Raw genomic sequence first — 18241 nt, 5'->3', positions numbered from 1 at the left:
AGAATCGGTCCGTGCACATGCCCGAAGCGTCCAGCCCAGCAGCCGCGTCCAGTCGACCTCAGCAGACGGGCGGGGTCGTCAGGCCCCGCGTGCTGTCCGGCATCCAGCCCACCGCCGACTCGTTCCACCTCGGCAATTACCTGGGCGCATTGCGGCAGTGGGTCGCCATGCAGGACACGCATGACGCCTTCTACTGCGTGGTCGACCTGCACGCGATCACCGTCGAGCACGACCCGGCGGTGCTGCGCCGCCGGACGAAGGTCGCCGTCGCGCAGCTCCTCGCGATGGGCCTGGACCCCGAGCGCGCCACCGTGTTCGTGCAGAGCCACGTGCCCGAGCACGCCGAGCTGGCGTGGGTGCTGGGCTGCATCACCGGGTTCGGCGAGGCCGGGCGCATGACCCAGTTCAAGGACAAGTCGTCCAAGCAGGGGACGGGCGGCACCACGGTCGGCCTGTTCACCTACCCGATCTTGCAGGCCGCCGACATCCTGCTGTACACGCCGGAGCCGGGCGAGGGGGAGCGTGCGCTGCGCGTTCCGGTCGGCGAGGACCAGCGGCAGCATCTGGAGCTGACCCGCGACCTCGCGCAGCGGTTCAACAACCGGTTCGGCGAGACGTTCGTCCCGCCCGAGGCGCACATCCCGCGGGGGGCCGCGAAGATCACCGATCTGCAGGAGCCCGAGGCCAAGATGAGCAAGTCGGCGTCCTCCCCGCAGGGGATCATCGACGTGCTGGAGGAGCCCGGCCCGATGCGCAAGAAGATCATGCGCGCGGTCACCGACACCGGCTCCGACGTCGTCTACGACGAGGAGAAGAAGGCCGGGATCACCAACCTCCTGCGGATCTACGCGGCGCTGGACGGCGCGTCCGTCCAGGAGCTGGAGCAGCGCTACGCGGGCTCCGGCTACGGGCAGTTCAAGAAGGACCTCGCGCAGCTCGTCGTCGACACGTTCACGCCGATCAGGGAACGCACGCTGAAGCTGCTGGACGACGAGCAGCAGCTCGACCGAGTCCTCGCGCTGGGCGCCGAACGCGCGTCCGGGGTCGCCGCGCGGACGATGGACACCGTCCGCGACCGGGTGGGATTCGTGGGACGTGGTCGCTGACCGCCCATCCCACGACGCCGCCGCGGAGGGCCCCGGGGAGGCGACCTTCGCGGGAATGGCCCGGCCGGCCCCCGGGGTCCGCGCGATCGGCGTCGCCATCCCGATCCCCGACCCGCACGGGGCGCTGCTGCAGGCCAAGCGCGCCTCGTTCGGCGACCCGCTCGCCACCGCGATCCCGACGCACATCACGCTGCTCCCGCCGACCGAGGTCCACGAGTCCGCGCTGGGCGACATCGAGGACCATCTGCGGGAGATCGCCCGAACCGAGGAGCCGTTCCCGATCAAATTGCGCGGAAGCGGAACGTTCCGACCGGTGTCCCCGGTCGTGTTCGTCGCGCTCGCCGAAGGAATCGGCGGCTGCGAACGCGTCCAGGCGAGGGTTCTGTCGGGTCCGCTCGCCCGGCCGCTGCCGTTCCCGTACCACCCGCACGTCACCATCGCCCACCACCTGCCCGACGACGTCATGGACAAGGCGTTCAAGGAGCTCGCCGGCTACAGCGCCGACATCGACGCGTGGGGCTTCTCCCTGTACGAGCACGGCCTGGACGGCGTCTGGCGCCCCCAACGTGACTTCGTCTTCACCGGCTGATTACCGTCCGCCGCATCGACTGACCGCGAGTGGGTACGCACCGTACATGCGGCAGGTGGTCAACAGGGTCCGGCGGGGGAGCGAGGCCCTGTTCGCCCGCGTCAAGGGCCTGCTGCGCGACGCCCGCGGACGCTGGAGCTGGCTCGACCACCACGTGCGGGCGTTCAACCGGTACCAGGAGCGGCGAGGCGACCGGCTCGCCGCCGCGCTGACCTGCTACGGCTTCCTGTCGTTCTTCCCGCTGCTGGCGCTGGCGTACTCGCTGCTCGGCTACGTCGTCGGCGTCAGCGCGGAGGCGCGCGACTACTTCGTCCGGGCGGTGAACTCGCTGCTGCCCGGCCTGTCCGACCAGCTCAGGGTCGAGGAGATCGCGCAGTCCAAGACGACCGTCGGGGTCATCGGCCTGGCCGCGCTGCTGGTCACCGGGCAGGGGTGGGTGCAGGTCCTGCGCGAGGCGCTCCGCGACATGTGGGGCAACGAGCCCGGCGGCGGCGGGAACTACGCCGTCAAGCGGCTGTGGGACGTCGCCGTCCTGGCGTTCCTCGGCGCGGTGCTGATCTGCGGGATGGCGGTCTCGACGGTCACGACGTCGGCCACGCACTCCGTCCTCGGCTGGTTCGGGCTGCAGGACGTCACCGGCGCCGGCACCGGGCTGCGGCTGCTGTCCCTCGCGTGCGCGACCGCGTTCAACACCGTGGTGTTCCTGGTGCTGTTCACCCGGCTGTCGGGCACCCGGGCGCCGTGGCGGCGGATCATCCGCGGCGCGCTGTTCGGCGCCGTGGGCTTCGAGCTGCTCAAGCTGATCGCGACGCTGCTCATCGCGCGGACGACGGCGAACCCGGTCTACGGCGCGTTCGCCGTCCTGGTCGGGCTAATGGTGTGGATCAACGTCGTGTCCCGGTTCACGCTGTTCGTCGCCGCGTGGACGGCCACCCGGCGCGTCGTCCTCACCGCCGACGCCGACAACCCGGAGCGGGTCGAAGCACCCGATGACCAGCCCGCCCGGCCCGCCCAGCCGGCGCGGCCGCCCGCTCAGGACCAGAAGGCGTCGTCGGCGTACTGATCCTCCGCCAGCGTGCGGATCTCGGTGATCTTCCCGTCCTCGATGCGGAACAGGTCCACCGCGCGGCCGTCCAGGACGCGCCCCGGATGTCCCGGACGCTCGGCGTACGTCTGGACGAGCGCCGCGCCGTACTCGTCGTTCGCCATCACCGCGTACGGCTCGGCGCGGAACGTCCCGCCCGACAGCTCGAACAGCCGGACGTAGAAGCCGAGGACCTCCTCCGCCGTCCGGTACTCGCCGCACAGCGGCCCGCGCCCCGGGACGCGGTGCACGACGTTCTCGGCGAGCAGCCCGCGGATGAACGCCATGTCGCCCTTCGCGAAGGCCGTGTAGCCGTCCTTCAGCAGGGTCACGTTCGGGTGCTCTCGCGTGCCGTCGCCGAACACGGACGCACCGGCCATGGAGAGCTGCATGTCGGACATGGCGCGCTTCCTCCTGCGGCACCGGTCCGCCGTCCCTGCGGCGGCGGCGAGGCCACCGGCGCCACCGCGAGCGTAAGCCCGCCCGCGCCGCCAGACCAGCGTCCCGGAACGCCCTGAGCGAACCTTTACCACCCGGCTCCGGCCGCCCGCTCCGGCACGCTTCAGCGGGACTCCAGGCGGCGCCGCCGCCGAAGGACGACGAAGAGAACGGCGATGGCCAGCAGGGCGCCCACCGTCCCGCCGCCGATGAGCAGCCACATGCGGGACGTGTCGTCGGACGCGAGCGGAGCGTCCGGCAGCACGCCGTCGGCCGCGGTGTCCTTCCCGTCCGACCTGGGCTTGCCGGGGGCGACGAGCGCGCCGACCGGCTCGACCTTGCCACGGGCGGCGAAGCCCCAGTTCAGCAGCTCGGTCGCGTACTCCGACGGCGGCTGGTCGGCCTTCATCAGCGAGATCACGATGGTGTGCCCGCCGCGCTTCGCCTGCGCGACGAAGGTCTGCTGGGCGGCGATCGTGTAGCCGTTCTTGCCGCCGAGCATGCCCGTGTAGGAGTGCCGCTCGCCCGGCAGCATGCGGTTGTGGGTGTGGATCGGGTACCCGCCGACCTTCTTGCCCTTCTTGCGCTCCCGCTTTGTCGGCGGCGCGGGGAACTTGTGGTCGATCGCCTGCATGTACCGGCGGTAGGCGGGGTTCTTCATCCCCTCGCGCAGGATCAGCGCCAGGTCGTACGCGGACGTGTGCTGGGTGCGGACGCTCAGCCCGAGGTCCTTGTCCAGCCCGTTCGGCGACCCGGCCAGGGTGTCGTGGGCGTTGATCCGCTTGGCCTCGGCGTTCATGTCGGCGAGCGTCTTCTTCATGCCGCCGTGCGCCTCCGCCAGCGTCACCGACGCGTCGTTGGCCGACATCATCAGCATCGCGTGGAACAGGTCGGAGACCTTGTAGCGCATCTTCGGCGTGAGCCCCACCTTGGTGCCCTCGACGTTGCAGGCCGTCTGCGACGGCCGGACGAGCGCGTTCGGGTCCAGCTTGGGGATGAGGGTCAGCGCGGTCAGCGTCTTGATCGTGCTCGCGGGCAGGTACCGGCCGTGCGGGTCCTTGGCGGCGAGGACGTCGCCGGTGTCGGCGTCGGCGATGAGGTACGAGCCCGCCTTGATCTTCGGCAGCGCGGGGACGCCGGGCGCCTTGTTGAGGACGATCCCGCGCCCGGCCAGCTGCGGCCCGCCGACCGTGTCCTCCGGCGACGTCCCGGCGAGCCCTGCGAGCCTTGTGGGCGGGGGCGCGGCCGTCGCCGGGGCGGCGATGAAGGCGGGGCCCGCGGCGAGGGACGCCGTGGTCAGCGGTACTGTGATCACCGTCAGGGCGCGGCGGACGCTCGTCCGCTCTCGCCACTCTGCTCGCAAGCTTCCGACGCTCCTCGATCCCGCGGAAGCCCGATCGCTCCCGACGCGCGTACGCGTGACGCCCATGACTCCCCCGAAGACTAGGCGACGTATCCGGCGAAGGGGTACCCAGACGCGAACACGGCAAGCACGGTACGTACGCGACGCAGGGCGCACGCGGGAGCACCCGGGACCACCCGGGACGCCACGGTATGTAAGGGACGACCGCTATCGGTGACAGGCTGTCATCGACGGTATTTTGGGACGGACTGACTAGTTCGATCGGATGGTGCCGCAGACAAGATCAATGACCGAAAGGTAGGGGCTCCGCGTGCTCGCCGACCGTCCGCATGAGTCAAATGGCTCGCAAAGGGCATGGAGACCGGGCAGTGCGGGAACCGCGGACGCCATCATGGAGCGAACACGTGAACACGTGACCTGGACCGGCGTTTGTCCAGGCTTAGGGACCCGCTGGCTTGAATTGCGCCACGTGCCACGCAACGACCTGCAAGGATTGTGGACGGAGGTTGGCCGTGGCCATTGACTTCAACGCATCGAACGGGGCGACGCTCGGCGTCGAGTGGGAGATCCAGCTCGTCGATGCGGAGACGAGGCACCTGCGGCAGGACGCACGCGAGGTGCTCGCCGCCCTGCCGTCGCTCAGCGAGGACGGGGAGAACCCCCCGGTCCGCCACGAGCTGATGGAGTCGACGGTCGAGGTCGTGACCGGAATCTGCCACACGGTCGGCGAGGCCAAGGCCGACCTGACCGGGACGCTCGCCGTGCTCCGCGCCGCCGCCGCCGACCGCGGCCTCGCGATCGCCTGCACCGGCACCCATCCGATCAGCGACTGGCGGGACGCGGTCATGGCGCCGATGCGGCGCTACGCCGAGCTCATCGAGGAGATGCAGTGGCTGGCGCGGCGCATCCAGACGTTCGGCGTTCACGTCCACGTCGGCGTCTCCGACGGTGACAGGGCGATCCCGATCGTCAACGCGCTGTCCTCCTACCTTCCGCATTTCCTGGCGCTCACCGCGTCCAGCCCGTTCTGGAGCGGCAGCGACACCGGGCTGGCGTCGTGCAGGGCGGTCGTCTTCGGTCAGCTGCCGACGGCCGGTCCTCCCCATCTGCTGGACGACTGGGCGGCGTTCGAGGATTACATGGACACGCTCTTGCGTTCTGGGACTATCCGGAGCATCAAGGAAGTCTGGTGGGATATCCGTCCGCATCCCGACTTCGGCACCGTGGAGATCAGGATGTTCGACGGCATCCCGACCCTCCGCGAGGTCGGCATGGCCGCGGCCCTCTGCCAGAGCCTCGTCACGCTGTTCGAGCAGCAGCTCGACCGCGGCTACACGCTGCCCCGCCCGGCCGCCTGGGTGGTGCGCGACAACAAGTGGCGCGCGACCCGGTACGGGCTCGACGCCATCGTCATCACCGACGACAGCGGGAACACCGCGCCGCTCCGCGACGACCTGTACGAGCTGATCAGGGAGCTGGAGCCGGTGGCCGACCGGCTCGGCTGCGCCGAGGAGCTCAAGGTGGCCGGCGAGGTCCTGGAGCACGGGGCCCCGTACGAGCGCCAGCGCGCCATCCGCGCAGACGGCGGGACGCTGGAGAACATCGTCGACGCGGCGATCGTCGAACTCGCGGAGGACAGGTTCGTCACACTGGGGGAGGTCGCACATGCCGGCGCCTGAGGAACCGGGCGTCCCGGGGAACCCGCCCGGCGCCGCGATCCCCGCCCACGAGGCGGCTCCGGCTCACGAGGCGCCTCCCGCGGCGCCGTCCGCCCGAGAGCCCGTTTCCGGACGCGAGGCCGAACGCAAGGCCGGACGCAAGGCGGAACGCAAGGCCGACTCGGACCAAGACAACACGGTGACAACAGGGCGGAGGCCCTCCGGCTCCGCCGTCGCACAGGGGGCGCACATGACACATCCGAGGCCCGGGGTGATGCCCGGCCTTGAACCACCCACCGCCTCGGGGCCCGCGGGCTCCGGGGGCCGCGACGAGGCGGTTCCGCCGTCGGGGATGGTGGCGCGTGACACGGTGTCGGCGGCGGGGAGCCCGCCCGGCGGCAAGGACGTCCCAGAGGACATCCCAGGGAACATTCCAGCCGAAACCGTCCAGAAAGGAACGGTCCCGGACGAAAGTCTTGTGCAGGAGTCCGTGACGGGCGAGATGGTTCCGGGCGCCCCGGCGCCGGGCGCCGCGTCCGCGGGCTCGGCGGTGCTCGGCGGCGCGGTGCTGCAGCCGCAGCTCGACGCCTTCCTCGCCGCGCACGAGGACGAGCTGATCGCGTTCCGCCGCGACCTGCACATGCACCCCGAGCTGGGGTACTCCGAGCACCGCACGACCAAGAGGCTCGCCGAGCGGCTGCGCGCGGCGGGCCTGAAGCCGGTGATCCTCCCCAAGGGCACCGGCCTGTTCTGCGACGTCGGCCCGGCGGACGGCAGCACGGTCGCGCTGCGCGCCGACATCGACGCGCTCCCCCTGCAAGACGAGAAGTCCGACGTCCCGTACCGGTCGACGGTCCCCGGTGTCGCGCACGCGTGTGGCCACGACGTCCACACCGCGATGGTGCTGGGCGCGGGCCTGTTCCTCGCGCAGCAGGCGGAGGCGGGGCTGCTGCCCGGCCGGGTCCGGCTGCTGTTCCAGCCCGCCGAGGAGACCCCGGGCGGCGCGCTGGACGTGATGGCCGCCGGCGGCATCGTGGGCGTCGACCGGGCGTTCGCGCTGCACTGCGACCCCCGCATCGAGGTCGGGCAGCTCGGGCTGCGCACCGGCCCGATCACCGCGGCCTGCGACAAGGTGTACGTGAAGGTCACCGGGCCCGGCGGGCACACCGCCCGGCCGCACCTGACCGCCGACCTCGTCTACGCCCTCGCCAAGATCGTCACCGAGCTTCCCTCCGCGCTGTCGCGCCGCGTCGACCCGCGCTCCAGCCTGTCGCTGGTGTGGGGACGGGTGTCCGCCGGGTCCGTCGCCAACGCCATCCCCGACGACGGGATCGCGGAGGGCACCGTCCGCTGCCTCGACGACGACGCCTGGCACCGCGCCCCCGAGATGATGAAGGCGCTGCTCCAGTCGGTCGCCGCCGCCTACGACGTGGAGGCGTCCCTCGAATACGTCAGGGGCGTCCCGCCGACCGTGAACGAGGCGGCCAGCGTGCAGATGTTCCGGGACGCCGCCGCGCAGGTCATGAGCGAGGAGGGCGTCGTGCCCACCCCGCAGAGCCTCGGCGGCGAGGACTTCGGCTGGTACCTGGAGTCGATCCCCGGCGCGCTGGCGAGGCTCGGCGTCCGCACCCCCGGCTCGCCCGGCGAGTACGACCTGCACCGCGGCGACTTCGACGTCGACGAGCGGTGCCTCGCCGTGGGCGTCCGGGTGCTGAGCGCGACCGCGCTGACCGCGCTGTGGGAGGGCGGCCGTCCCGGCGACGCCGAACCGATCGAGGGTGCGGCCCTGGCCTGATCTTCCCCCCGCTGACCTGCGGCGCTGACCGGGCGTGCGGAGCCGTGGCGAGATGCCTACGCCTTGGTAACGGACGGATTGCGAATCAGTGCAAGCGGGAAGTTTGCACTGATTCGCGAGGTACCGTCCGATCGATTTCGGTGGCCGGTCGACCGGAGCGGCCACCGTCCCGTGGGTGGGGAACGGAAGGAGCGCACCTTGCGCCGTGGACTGAAGATTTCGCTCGTCACCGTGACGGGTGCTGCGCTGCTGATCAGCGCTTCCGCCTGCGGTGGCAAGAAGGCCGAGACCGGCGGCGGGGGCGAGGACGGCAAGAAGACCCTGAAGATCGGTCTCGCCTTCGACATCGGCGGGCGCGGCGACCAGTCGTTCAACGACTCGGCCGCCGCCGGGCTCGACCGGGCCAAGAAGGACCTGAACCTCCAGACCGAGGAGATCTCCGCCAAGCCCGACGAGCCGGACGCCGACAAGGAGTCGCGCCTGCGACTGATGGCGAACAAGGGCTACAACCCGGTCATCGGGGTCGGCTTCGCCTACACCACCTCGATCGTCAAGGTCGCCAAGGACTACCCGAACACCAAGTTCCTCGTCGTGGACGCCGACCAGTGCAAGGTCGAGGGCGCGAACGTCCTCGGCGCGTGCTTCTCCGAGGAGCAGGGGTCCTACCTGGTCGGCGCCGCCGCGGCGCTGAAGTCCAAGTCAGGCACGATCGGGTTCATCGGCGGCGTCAACGTGCCGCTGATCCAGAAGTTCTTCGCGGGCTACCAGGCCGGGGCGAAGAAGGCCAAGCCGGACATCAAGATCCTGCCGCCGAAGTACCTGACGCAGCCGCCGAACTTCAACGGCTTCAAGGACACCGGCCTCGGGAACGAGGCCGCCAAGGGCCAGCTCGACCAGGGCGCGGACGTCGTCTACCACGCGGCGGGCGGCGCCGGGATCGGCGTCATCAAGACCGTCGGCGCGGCCGGCAAGTGGGCCATCGGCGTCGACTCCGACCAGTACAACCAGCCCGCCGTCGCCGGCGTGAAGGAGCAGATCCTCACGTCGATGATCAAGCATGTGGACCTCGCCGTGTACGAGTTCGTGGAGAGCGTCGCGAAGAACACCTTCCAGGCGGGCACCAAGCAGTACGACCTGAAGAACGACGGCGTCGGCTACTCGCCGTCCGGCGGCCACGTCGACGACGTCAAGGCCAAGCTGGACGAGCTGAAGGCCGGCATCGTCAACGGCACGATCAAGGTCCCGACCAAGGCGTGACGCGTGCCGGGTGCGGACGGCGTCCCGGTCCCCCAGCAGGGGGCCGCGACCGGGCCCGTTCCGCACGGCCGTAATCGTGCACCGGGCGTCACCGATCGGGTGACGCCCGGTGCGGTCCCGGGTCAAGAGGAGGGGGCGACTCGTGCCCGACCAGGTGCCGGCCGTGCGGCTGACATCCATCACCAAGCGGTTCCCCGGCGTGGTGGCCAACCACGACGTCGACCTCACCATCGAGCGCGGCGAGGTGCACGCGCTCTGCGGTGAGAACGGCGCCGGCAAGTCCACGCTCATGAAGATCCTCTACGGGATGCAGCGGCCGGACGAGGGCACCATCGAGGTCGAAGGGCGGCAGGTCTCGTTCCGGACCCCGGCCGACGCGATCGCCCGCGGCATCGGCATGGTCCACCAGCACTTCAAGCTGGCCGACAACCTGACCGTCCTGGAGAACGTGGTCCTCGGCGCCGAGCCCCGCACCTGGTACGGGGGCATCGACTTCGCCGCCGCCCGCGCCAGGATCGAGGAGATGTCGCGGGCGTACGGGCTGCGGGTCGACCCGGACGTGCTGGTCGAGAAGCTCGGCGTCGGCGAGCGGCAGCGCGTGGAGATCCTCAAGGTGCTGTACCGGGGCGCCCGCGTGCTGATCCTGGACGAGCCGACCGCCGTGCTCGTCCCGCAGGAGGTCGACGAGCTGTTCGGCAACCTGCGGGAGCTGCGCGCCGAGGGCCTGACCGTGCTGTTCATCTCGCACAAGCTGGACGAGGTGCTCGCGGTCGCCGACACGATCTCGGTGATCCGCCGCGGCACGACCGTCGCGACCCGGCTCGTCCCGCGGGAGGTCACGTCGCGGCGGCTGGCGGAGCTGATGGTCGGGTCGGAGCTGCCGACGCCGGAGCTGCGCGAGTCCACGGTCACCGAGGACGTCCAGCTCGACGTCTCCGGCCTGAAGGTGCTGACCCCGGAGGGCCGTCCCGTCGTGGACGACGTCTCGCTGCGCATCCGCCGCGGCGAGATCGTCGGGCTGGCCGGCGTCGAGGGCAACGGGCAGACCGAGCTCATCGAGGCGATCATGGGGATCCGGCACTCGGACGCCGGGACCATCCGGTTCTTGCCGGGGGGCGTGGGGGGTCGTCCCCCCACAATGACACGCGGCGCCGACGACATCACCCACTGGGCGACCCGGCGGCGCCGCGAGGCCGGGATCGCCTACATCCCGGAGGACCGGCACCGGCACGGGCTCGTCCTGGAAGGGACGCTCTGGGAGAACCGCATGCTGGGCCACCAGACGCAGCCGCCGAACGTCCGGGGCCCGTGGATCGACCGGCGCGGCGCCCGCCGCGACACGACCCGGATCGTCCAGGCCTACGACGTCCGGACGCCGGGGATCGACGTGCCCGCCGCCGCGCTGTCCGGCGGCAACCAGCAGAAGCTGATCGTCGGGCGGGAGATGTCCGGCGAGCCGCACCTGCTGATCGCCGCGCATCCGACGCGCGGGATCGACGTCGGCGCCCAGGCCGCCATCTGGGACCACCTGCGGCAGGCCCGCGCGGACGGGCTGGCCGTGCTGCTGATCAGCGCCGATCTTGAGGAACTCATCGGTATGTCCGACACCCTGCACGTGATCTTCCGGGGACGGCTGGTCGCGGAGGTCGATCCGCAGACCGTCACGCCGGAGGAGCTCGGCTCCGCAATGACCGGCGCCGGAGCCGGTTCATGAGCGACCCGAAGGACCCGGGCATGACCGACCCGGAGGAACCGGGCATGAGCGACCCGAAGGACCCGGGTCCGCCGCCGGACGACGACGCCCCCGGCCCCGAGCCGTCCAAGCCGGACCTGACCAAGGGGGAGCCGCCGCCGGACGTGCCGGAGCCGGTGCCGGCGTGGAAGGCGATCATGCAGGGGCTGGGCCCGACCGGGCTGGCGCTGCGGATCGGCTCTCCGCTGCTGGCGCTGCTGATCTCCCTCGTCATCACGATGATCCTGCTGCGGGTCACCGGCGCCGACCCGTTCAGCTCCGTGCAGAGCATGATCGACTATGGCACCAGCGAGAACTCGATCGTCGACATCGTCAACCGGGCGACCCGCTACTACCTGTCGGCGGTCGCGGTGGCGATCGGGTTCCGGATGGCGCTGCTGAACATCGGCGTGGACGGCCAGTACCGGCTCGCCGCGTTCCTCGCCGCCGTGCTCGGCGGCGCGCTCACCCTCCCGGCGCCCTTCGGGCAGATGCTGGTGATCGTCGCGGCGATGGTGGTCGGCGGGCTGTGGGCGGCGATCGCGGGCGTGCTGAAGGTGACCCGCGGGGTCAGCGAGGTGCTGTCCACGATCATGCTGAACGCGATCGCGACCGGCGTGATCGCCTACCTGCTGAACGACCAGCGGCTCGCCGAGCTCCGGCCGGGCAGCAACAACGTCGCGACGCCGAAGATCCCGGAGGAGGGGCGCGTCGGCTCGCTCAACGGCTTCCTGTCGTCCATCGGGATCGACCTGCCGGGCGAGGTGTACGGGCTGCTGCCGGTCGCGATCGTCGTCGGCGTCGTGTTCTGGGTCGTGATCAACCACACCAGGTTCGGGTTCGACCTGAAGGTGTCGGGGCTGTCCACGTCCGCGGCGCAGGCCAGCGGCGTCAACGCCCGACGCATGATCGTCTACACGATGGTCGCGTCCGGGGCGCTGGCCGGGCTGATCGGAATGCCGGAGCTGCTCGGCGCGTCCCACGAGTACTCGCTGAACTTCCCGCCGGGCCTCGGCTTCACCGGGATCACGGTCGCGCTGCTCGGCCGCAACCATCCGGCCGGCATCGCGCTCGCCGCGCTGCTGTTCGCGTTCCTCGACCAGACCTCCGACATCCTGCAGGAGGTGGACGTGCCGAAGGAGATCGTCGGGGTGATGCAGGGCGTGGTCGTGCTGACCGTCGTCATCGTGTACGAGCTGGTCCGGCGCTGGGAGATCCGGCTGCAGCAGCGCACCGTCGCGGTGGAGCTGGCCACCGGCCACGACCTGGCCCGCGAGGCCACGGGGAGCACGGGGAGCGGCTCATGAGCACCGCGTCCGGGATGGCGGCACTGAAGAAGGCCGCGAACGGCAGGCGGAAGCTGCGCTGGCCGCACTACCTGCTGATCGCCTCGGGGCTGCTCGTCCTGCTCTCGCTCGTCCGCGTGATCGACGACGCGACCCCGGTGACGTCCAGCGGGACGGTCAGCGCCTCCCTCCGCCTCGCCGTGCCGATCTTCCTGGCGGGGCTCGGCGGGCTCTGGTCGGAGCGGGCCGGCGTGATCAACATCGGACTCGAGGGCATGATGATCCTCGGGACCTGGACGGGCGCCTGGGCCGGCTACCAGTGGGGCCCCTGGATCGGCGTCCTCGCGGGGGTCATCGGCGGCGCGCTCGGCGGGCTGCTGCACGCGATCGCGACCGTGTCGTTCGGCGTGGACCACATCGTGTCCGGCGTCGCGATCATCATCCTCGGGGTCGGCCTGACGCAGTTCCTCGCCGGACTGGTCTTCGACAAGGGCGAGGCGAAGGCGCTCGGCGGCGGGCCGCGGCAGTCCCCGCCCGTCGATTCGATAGATACGCTCACCCTGCCGGTGCTGTCCGGCGGGAAGATCGGCGGCTGGCAGAGCCCCGACTGGCTCGGCTCGCTGGAGGAGCGGCACTGGTTCCTGCTGTCGGACCTGGCGGGCATCCTGCGCGGCCTGACCCACGAGATGTCGCTGCTGACGTTCGTGGCGCTGCTGCTGGTGCCGCTCAGCTTCCTGATCCTGTGGCGGACGCCGTTCGGCCTGCGGATCCGCTCCTGCGGCGAGGACCCGTACGCCGCCGAGTCCCTCGGCGTCCCGGTCTACCGGATGAAGTACGCCGCCGTGATCATCTCCGGCGGGTTCTCCGGGCTGGCGGGCGCGTTCCTCGTCACCGTCGCGGGCAACCTCTTCCAGGACGGCCAGACCAACGGCCGCGGCTTCATCGGCCTCGCCGCGATGATCTTCGGTAACTGGCGGCCCGGGGGCCTGATGGCGGGCTCGCTGCTGTTCGGCTACACCGACGCGATGAACGTCCGGGGCGGCGGCGAGTCCGTCCACGCGCTGCTGCTGTTCGTGACGATCCTGCTGGTCGGCGTGGCGGTGTGGCAGGCGGTGCGCGGGACGCGGCTGCGGCCGGAGGCGGTGACCGATCTCGGACACCGCGAGGTGCGCAACGCCTACCTCGGCTCCGTGCTGGCGCTGGTCGCGGCGGCCGGGCTGCTGGTGTGGTTCCTGATGAGCGACCTCGTCCCCGGCGAGCTGGTCTCGTTCACGCCGCATCTGGTGACGCTGCTCGTGCTGTCCCTGGCGAGCCAGCGGCTGCGCATGCCCGCCGCGAACGGGCTCCGGTACCGGCGCGGTGAGGCACGATAAGGCAATGGAGATCGACTGGCCTGCCCTGCGCGACGCCGCGCGGGAGGCGATGAAGCGCGCCTACTGCCCGTACTCCGGTTTCCCGGTCGGCGCCGCCGCGCTGGTGGACGACGGCCGGATCATCAGCGGCTGCAACGTCGAGAACGCCGCGTACGGGGTCGCCCTGTGCGCGGAATGCGGGGTCGTGTCGGCGCTGCACGGCCCCGGCAAGTCGGAGGACCCGCGCCTGGTCGCGGTGGTGGTCGTCGACCGGCACGGCAACACGCTGATGCCGTGCGGCCGCTGCCGCCAGCTCCTCTGGGAGTTCGGCGGCGCGACCATGCAGATCGAGACGACGAAGGGCATCCTCCCCATGTCGGACGTCCTGCCGGACGCGTTCGGCCCCGACGACCTGATCAAGAGGGTGTGATCCGTTGGACGCCATCGACGTCATCCGCGCCAAGCGGGACGGCGGGGCCCTGACCCCCGACCAGATCGACTGGGCCGTCGACGCCTACACGCGCGGCGCGATCGCCGAGGAGCAGATGGCGGCGCTGGCGATGGCGATCCTCCTCAACGGCATGGACCGGGCCGAGGTGGCTCGCTGGACGGACGCGATGATCCGCTCCGGCGAGCGCATGGACTGGTCGGCGCTGGACCGTCCGACCACCGACAAGCACTCCACCGGCGGCGTCGGCGACAAGATCACCCTGCCGCTGGCGCCGGTGGTGGCGGCGTGCGGGGCGGCCGTCCCGCAGCTGTCAGGACGCGGCCTCGGCCACACCGGCGGGACGCTCGACAAGCTGGAGTCGATCCCCGGCTGGCGGGCGTCGCTGTCGAACGCGGAGATGCTGGACGTCCTGCGCGCGGCCGGTGCGGTGGTCTGCGCGGCGGGCGGCGGCCTGGCCCCCGCCGACCGCAAGCTGTACGCGCTGCGCGACGTGACCGGCACCGTGGAGTCGATCCCGCTGATCGCGTCCTCGATCATGTCGAAGAAGATCGCGGAGGGGACGGGCGCGCTCGTCCTGGACGTCAAGGTCGGCTCCGGCGCGTTCATGAAGACGGTGGAGGACGCCCGCGAGCTGGCCGAGACGATGGTCGCGATCGGCACGGACAACGGCCTGCGCACCACCGCCCTCCTCACCGCGATGGACCGTCCGCTGGGCAACGCGGTCGGGAACGCCGTCGAGGTCGCGGAGTCGGTGGAGGTGCTCGCCGGGGGAGGCCCGCCGGACGTGGTCGAGCTGACCCTGACCCTCGCCCGGGAGATGCTCGCCGCCGCCGGGCTCACCTCGAAGGACCCGGCCGACGCGCTCAAGGACGGCTCAGCCATGGACGTCTGGCGCCGCATGATCACCGCCCAGGGCGGCGACCCCGACGCGCCGCTCCCGTCCGCCCGCGAGAGCCACACCGTCACGGCGCCGTCCTCGGGCGTCCTGACCGGCCTGGACGCCTACGGCGTCGGCGTGGCCGCCTGGCGTCTCGGCGCGGGCCGGGCCCGCAAGGAGGACCCGGTCTCGTTCGCCGCGGGCATCACCTGCCACGCCAAACCAGGCGACACCGTGGAGAAAGGAGACCCCCTCCTCACCCTCCACACCGACGACGAGACCCGCCTGCCCCGCGCCCTCGAATCCCTGGACGGCGCGTACGAGATCGACGGCACCGCGACCCTGCACCCCCTGGTCATCGACCGGATCTCCTAGCCGTTCAGTGCAGGCCGCGCTTGCCGGGCGTCCAGAACGGCTTGACCTTGACGGACGTGCGCGGCCACCCGCGGTCGCGCACCAAGTGGTCACGGACCATCTGGCACGTCCGGGCCTCTCCGGCCACATAGGCGGCGCCCGGCTCGTCGGGAAGGTCAAGCCGTGCCACGGCGTCGACCATGACCTTTGACGAGGCCGCGGGCGAGCCCTCCCGATGCACGCGGTCCAGCCGGTGCGGGCCGGGCAGCGGCGGGTCGAGCTCGGGCGTCTCGCTCTCCAGCACCCCGTAGACCCGCGCGGACGCGTCCAGCTCCCGCAGCATCGGCCCGAACGCGACGGACGCCGTCTCCTCCCCGGCGAACACGTGGTAACCGGCTTCCCGGACGGTGAAATCCCCCTGCGGCCACCAGAACGTCACCGAGTCGCCGGGCTTCACGTCCCGCGCCCACCTGAGCCCGATGCCGTCGCCGTCGTAGAGGTGCACGCGGAGTTCCAGCTCCCGCGCGTCCCGGTCGAACTCCCAGATCGTGTAGCTGCGGAGGGTCTCCACGGGGTGCAGCAGCCCGTGAAGCGAGAGCGGGTCGTTGATCTGGACCCGGACGTGCTGCCCAGGCGAATAGCGGAACTCGATCGGCGCCTCGGCCACCAGCCGGATGCTCTTCATCGTCGGCGTGACCTCCCCGACGCCGGTGACCTCCGCGTCCATCGCGTACTTGCCGACCAGCCGGTTCAGCGGGTTACGGGCCATGACTCCTTACCCCCTCTAGAATGTTTTAGAGGTATTAAGGAAACATAGAAGCCCTAGACTGTCAACGGCCGGCGAACGATCCGGAGGACGCCCATGAGCCCGAGCCGCCGCGACCGGCTGCGGCAGGAGACCCTGACGGAGATCCGCGAGGCGGCGCGCACGCTGCTGACCACGCGGGGCCCCGCCGCGGTGACGATCAACGCCGTCGCGCGGGAGGTCGGGATGAGCGGCCCCGCCCTGTACCACTACTTCTCCGGTCACGACGAGCTCGTCCAGGCCGTGACCGCCGACTTCTTCGCGGAACTGGCCGCGGAGATGCGCGCCGCCCGCGATGCCCAGCGCGCCGCCGGTGGCACCATCTCCGCCCGCCTGCTGGCGACCTGCCGCTCCATGCGGGGCTGGGCGATCGCGCACCCCGCCGAGTTCGGCTGGATCTTCACCAGCCCCGTCCCGTCCGCGGTCACCCGGAGCCCCGACTCCGCCCGCAACCTGGCCGGACGCGACTTCGAGCGGGTCTTCCAGGAGGAGATCGCGACGCTGTGGGAGACGAGCCCGTTCCCCGTCCCGGACGACCTGCCGCCCGCCATCCGCGAGCAACTGCGCGCCTACATCGACCGCCTGGGCATGAAGCTGCCCGTCGAGGTCGTCCACGTGACGACGTCCTGCTGGATCAGGCTCTACGGGCTTCTCTGCATGGAAGTCCTGAACCAGCTCGACTACATCTACACCGACGTGGAACCCATTTTCGAGGAATGCCTCAGGGACATGGCCGGACTGCTCGGACTCGACTACGAGCCGCCACCGGCCTGACCGGCTGCTTTGTGAACAATCACCGTTGACGGAGGTTCGCGCTGCTCTGCGAAGCTGATCAGGTTTGTTTCAATGATCAAGGAGCGGATGTTGAGAGCCTCACTCCTGCCCGTCGCGGCGCTCGCGGGCATGACGACCTTGGCGGCAGGCGCCTTGTCGTTGCCCGCTCACGCCGATACGGCACGTCCTCACATCGTCGTGAAGGACGGCAAGACGCAGCCCGTCTTCTCCTACAAGGACGCCATTCGCGAGAAGCTTTTCGTCGAGACCAGGGTGGACAGCGACGGCGACGGAAAACGCGACCGCGTATCCGTCTACGTCACCCGCCCGAAGGAGACGAACGCCGGGCTCAAGGTGGCGTCCATCATCGAGGGCAGCCCCTATTACGGCGGCCTGCACGACACGCCCTACCACCCGGCCGACGTCACCGACTACCCGCGCCTCGCGCCGTGGACGCCCCCGTCCGCCCCGCCCGGCGCGCCGAACTACGCGTTCCCCTATTACGACAACTATTTCGTCTCCCGCGGCTACGCCTTCATCGCCGCCGACACCCTCGGCACGGGCGACTCCGACGGCTGCCCGACCTCGGTCGGCCCGAACGAGGCCCAGGGCATGAAATCCGTCGTCGAATGGCTAACGGGCGACGCCGTCGCGTACGACGCGAACGGCAAGAAGGTCGACGCGAACTGGTCGACCGGGAACGCCGCGATGGCGGGCAAGTCCTACGACGGCACCCTGCCCCTCGCCACCGCCGGGACCCGCGTCAAGGGCCTCAAGACCGTCGTCTCCATTTCCGGCGTCTCCAACTGGTACGACGAATACCGCGCCAACGGCGGCGTGGTCGCCCCCGACGGCTGGCAGGGCGAGGATCTGGACCTGCACGCCAAGGTCGTCCTGTCCCGCAAGAACCCCGCCATCTGCGCGCCCGTCATGCGCGACATCGAAAAGAAGATGGACCGCGTCACCGGCGACTACAACCGCGCCTGGGACGACCGCAACTTCGCCAAGCAGGCGCCGCATTTCCGCGCCAGCGTCTTCATGACCAGCGGCCTCGCCGACTGGAACGTCAAGCCCCTCCAGATGTCCCTTCTCTGGGACGGCCTGAAGAAGGCCGGCGTCAACCGCAAACTCTGGATTCACCAGGCCGCCCATGACGAGCCTCTCGACGTCCGCCAAGGCGCATGGCTCGACGCGCTGAACCTCTGGTTCGCGCACGAGCTCTATGGCGTCCGCAACGACATCATGCGCCAGCCCAAGGTCGACCTCGAACGCACTCCCGGCAACTGGGAAACCCATCGCGACTGGCCCGCCCCCTCGGCC

General features: G+C 70.8%; 16 protein-coding genes. 13 read left to right on the top strand and 3 right to left on the bottom strand.

Going from position 1 to position 18241, the window contains the following annotated elements; all coding sequences use genetic code 11:
• The first annotated feature begins 17 nt into the window (after nucleotides 1-17).
• From trpS to E1287_RS28825, 3 genes are read left to right on the top strand one after another with little or no spacing between them, the layout of a single operon-like run.
• Nucleotides 18-1106, top strand: coding sequence for a tryptophan--tRNA ligase (trpS, locus tag E1287_RS28835; protein WP_131968300.1), 1089 nt, complete (start codon nucleotides 18-20; stop codon nucleotides 1104-1106).
• Complete coding sequence (locus tag E1287_RS28830) at nucleotides 1096-1695, top strand: 2'-5' RNA ligase family protein (protein ID WP_243719502.1); 600 nt, start codon at nucleotides 1096-1098, stop codon at nucleotides 1693-1695. The genes trpS and E1287_RS28830 overlap by 11 nt, the downstream gene beginning before the upstream one ends.
• 46 nt (nucleotides 1696-1741) lie before the next feature.
• Nucleotides 1742-2758, top strand: a complete 1017-nt coding sequence (locus E1287_RS28825) for a YihY/virulence factor BrkB family protein (RefSeq protein WP_131968279.1) — start codon at nucleotides 1742-1744, stop codon at nucleotides 2756-2758.
• On the opposite strand, the gene E1287_RS28820 is transcribed toward E1287_RS28825, so the two are convergent.
• Nucleotides 2728-3180: a nuclear transport factor 2 family protein gene (locus E1287_RS28820; protein WP_131968277.1), complete on the bottom strand. Its 453-nt coding sequence runs from the start codon at nucleotides 3178-3180 to the stop codon at nucleotides 2728-2730. The two genes, E1287_RS28825 and E1287_RS28820, sit on opposite strands and share 31 nt — an antisense overlap.
• A 161-nt stretch (nucleotides 3181-3341) precedes the next feature.
• Nucleotides 3342-4580, bottom strand: a complete 1239-nt coding sequence (locus tag E1287_RS28815) for a D-alanyl-D-alanine carboxypeptidase (RefSeq protein WP_243719501.1) — start codon at nucleotides 4578-4580, stop codon at nucleotides 3342-3344.
• Nucleotides 4581-5092: 512 nt separating this feature from the next.
• Between E1287_RS28815 and E1287_RS28810 the strand changes: the two genes are divergently transcribed.
• From E1287_RS28810 to E1287_RS28775, 8 genes are all read left to right on the top strand, one after another.
• Nucleotides 5093-6259, top strand: coding sequence for a glutamate--cysteine ligase (locus E1287_RS28810; RefSeq protein ID WP_131968273.1), 1167 nt, complete (start codon nucleotides 5093-5095; stop codon nucleotides 6257-6259).
• Between the two features lie 481 nt (nucleotides 6260-6740).
• Nucleotides 6741-8033, top strand: coding sequence for a M20 family metallopeptidase (locus E1287_RS28805; RefSeq protein WP_131968298.1), 1293 nt, complete (start codon nucleotides 6741-6743; stop codon nucleotides 8031-8033).
• Nucleotides 8034-8231: 198 nt separating this feature from the next.
• On the top strand, nucleotides 8232-9290 hold the full coding sequence (locus E1287_RS28800) for a BMP family ABC transporter substrate-binding protein (protein WP_131968271.1): 1059 nt from the start codon (nucleotides 8232-8234) through the stop codon (nucleotides 9288-9290).
• Between the two features lie 142 nt (nucleotides 9291-9432).
• Nucleotides 9433-11004, top strand: coding sequence for an ABC transporter ATP-binding protein (locus E1287_RS28795; protein WP_131968269.1), 1572 nt, complete (start codon nucleotides 9433-9435; stop codon nucleotides 11002-11004).
• Entirely contained in the window at nucleotides 11001-12329 is a 1329-nt protein-coding gene (locus E1287_RS28790) for an ABC transporter permease (RefSeq protein ID WP_243719500.1), read from the top strand. The genes E1287_RS28795 and E1287_RS28790 overlap by 4 nt, the downstream gene beginning before the upstream one ends.
• Nucleotides 12326-13681 carry an ABC transporter permease gene (locus E1287_RS28785; protein WP_131968267.1) on the top strand — a complete coding sequence of 452 codons (1356 nt, stop codon included), beginning with the start codon at nucleotides 12326-12328 and terminating at the stop codon, nucleotides 13679-13681. Before E1287_RS28790 ends, E1287_RS28785 begins: the two co-directional genes overlap by 4 nt.
• Nucleotides 13682-13685: 4 nt before the next feature.
• Nucleotides 13686-14090 (top strand): cytidine deaminase, encoded by a 405-nt coding sequence (locus E1287_RS28780; protein ID WP_131968266.1) that lies wholly within the window; start codon nucleotides 13686-13688, stop codon nucleotides 14088-14090.
• 4 nt (nucleotides 14091-14094) lie between these two features.
• A complete protein-coding gene (locus tag E1287_RS28775) occupies nucleotides 14095-15363 on the top strand; it encodes a thymidine phosphorylase (protein WP_131968264.1) in 1269 nt (422 codons plus the stop codon).
• Between the two features lie 4 nt (nucleotides 15364-15367).
• On the opposite strand, the gene E1287_RS28770 is transcribed toward E1287_RS28775, so the two are convergent.
• Nucleotides 15368-16111 carry a siderophore-interacting protein gene (locus E1287_RS28770; RefSeq protein WP_131968262.1) on the bottom strand — a complete coding sequence of 248 codons (744 nt, stop codon included), beginning with the start codon at nucleotides 16109-16111 and terminating at the stop codon, nucleotides 15368-15370.
• A gap of 93 nt (nucleotides 16112-16204) precedes the next feature.
• Between E1287_RS28770 and E1287_RS28765 the strand changes: the two genes are divergently transcribed.
• A complete protein-coding gene (locus E1287_RS28765; RefSeq protein ID WP_131968260.1) occupies nucleotides 16205-16921 on the top strand; it encodes a TetR family transcriptional regulator in 717 nt (238 codons plus the stop codon).
• 87 nt (nucleotides 16922-17008) lie between these two features.
• The coding region (locus E1287_RS28760) for a CocE/NonD family hydrolase (RefSeq protein WP_279507181.1) at nucleotides 17009-18241 on the top strand (1233 nt) is incomplete at its 3' end.

The organism is Actinomadura sp. KC06 (assembly GCF_004348735.1).
Classification (GTDB): domain Bacteria; phylum Actinomycetota; class Actinomycetes; order Streptosporangiales; family Streptosporangiaceae; genus Spirillospora.
The sequence above is the reverse complement of the archived record's forward strand: the minus strand, read 5'-3'. Positions and strand labels throughout refer to the sequence as shown.

What these genes read in the sequence shown, in the direction of transcription:
- E1287_RS28825 (WP_131968279.1), top strand. Translation starts at nt 1,742, where the DNA reads ATGCGGCAGGTGGTCAACAGGGTCCGGCGGGGGAGCGAGGCCCTGTTC.
- E1287_RS28770 (WP_131968262.1), bottom strand. Translation starts at nt 16,111, where the DNA reads ATGGCCCGTAACCCGCTGAACCGGCTGGTCGGCAAGTACGCGATGGAC.
- trpS (WP_131968300.1), top strand. Translation starts at nt 18, where the DNA reads ATGCCCGAAGCGTCCAGCCCAGCAGCCGCGTCCAGTCGACCTCAGCAG.
- E1287_RS28785 (WP_131968267.1), top strand. Translation starts at nt 12,326, where the DNA reads ATGAGCACCGCGTCCGGGATGGCGGCACTGAAGAAGGCCGCGAACGGC.
- E1287_RS28820 (WP_131968277.1), bottom strand. Translation starts at nt 3,180, where the DNA reads ATGTCCGACATGCAGCTCTCCATGGCCGGTGCGTCCGTGTTCGGCGAC.
- E1287_RS28780 (WP_131968266.1), top strand. Translation starts at nt 13,686, where the DNA reads ATGGAGATCGACTGGCCTGCCCTGCGCGACGCCGCGCGGGAGGCGATG.
- E1287_RS28765 (WP_131968260.1), top strand. Translation starts at nt 16,205, where the DNA reads ATGAGCCCGAGCCGCCGCGACCGGCTGCGGCAGGAGACCCTGACGGAG.
- E1287_RS28790 (WP_243719500.1), top strand. Translation starts at nt 11,001, where the DNA reads ATGAGCGACCCGAAGGACCCGGGCATGACCGACCCGGAGGAACCGGGC.
- E1287_RS28805 (WP_131968298.1), top strand. Translation starts at nt 6,741, where the DNA reads ATGGTTCCGGGCGCCCCGGCGCCGGGCGCCGCGTCCGCGGGCTCGGCG.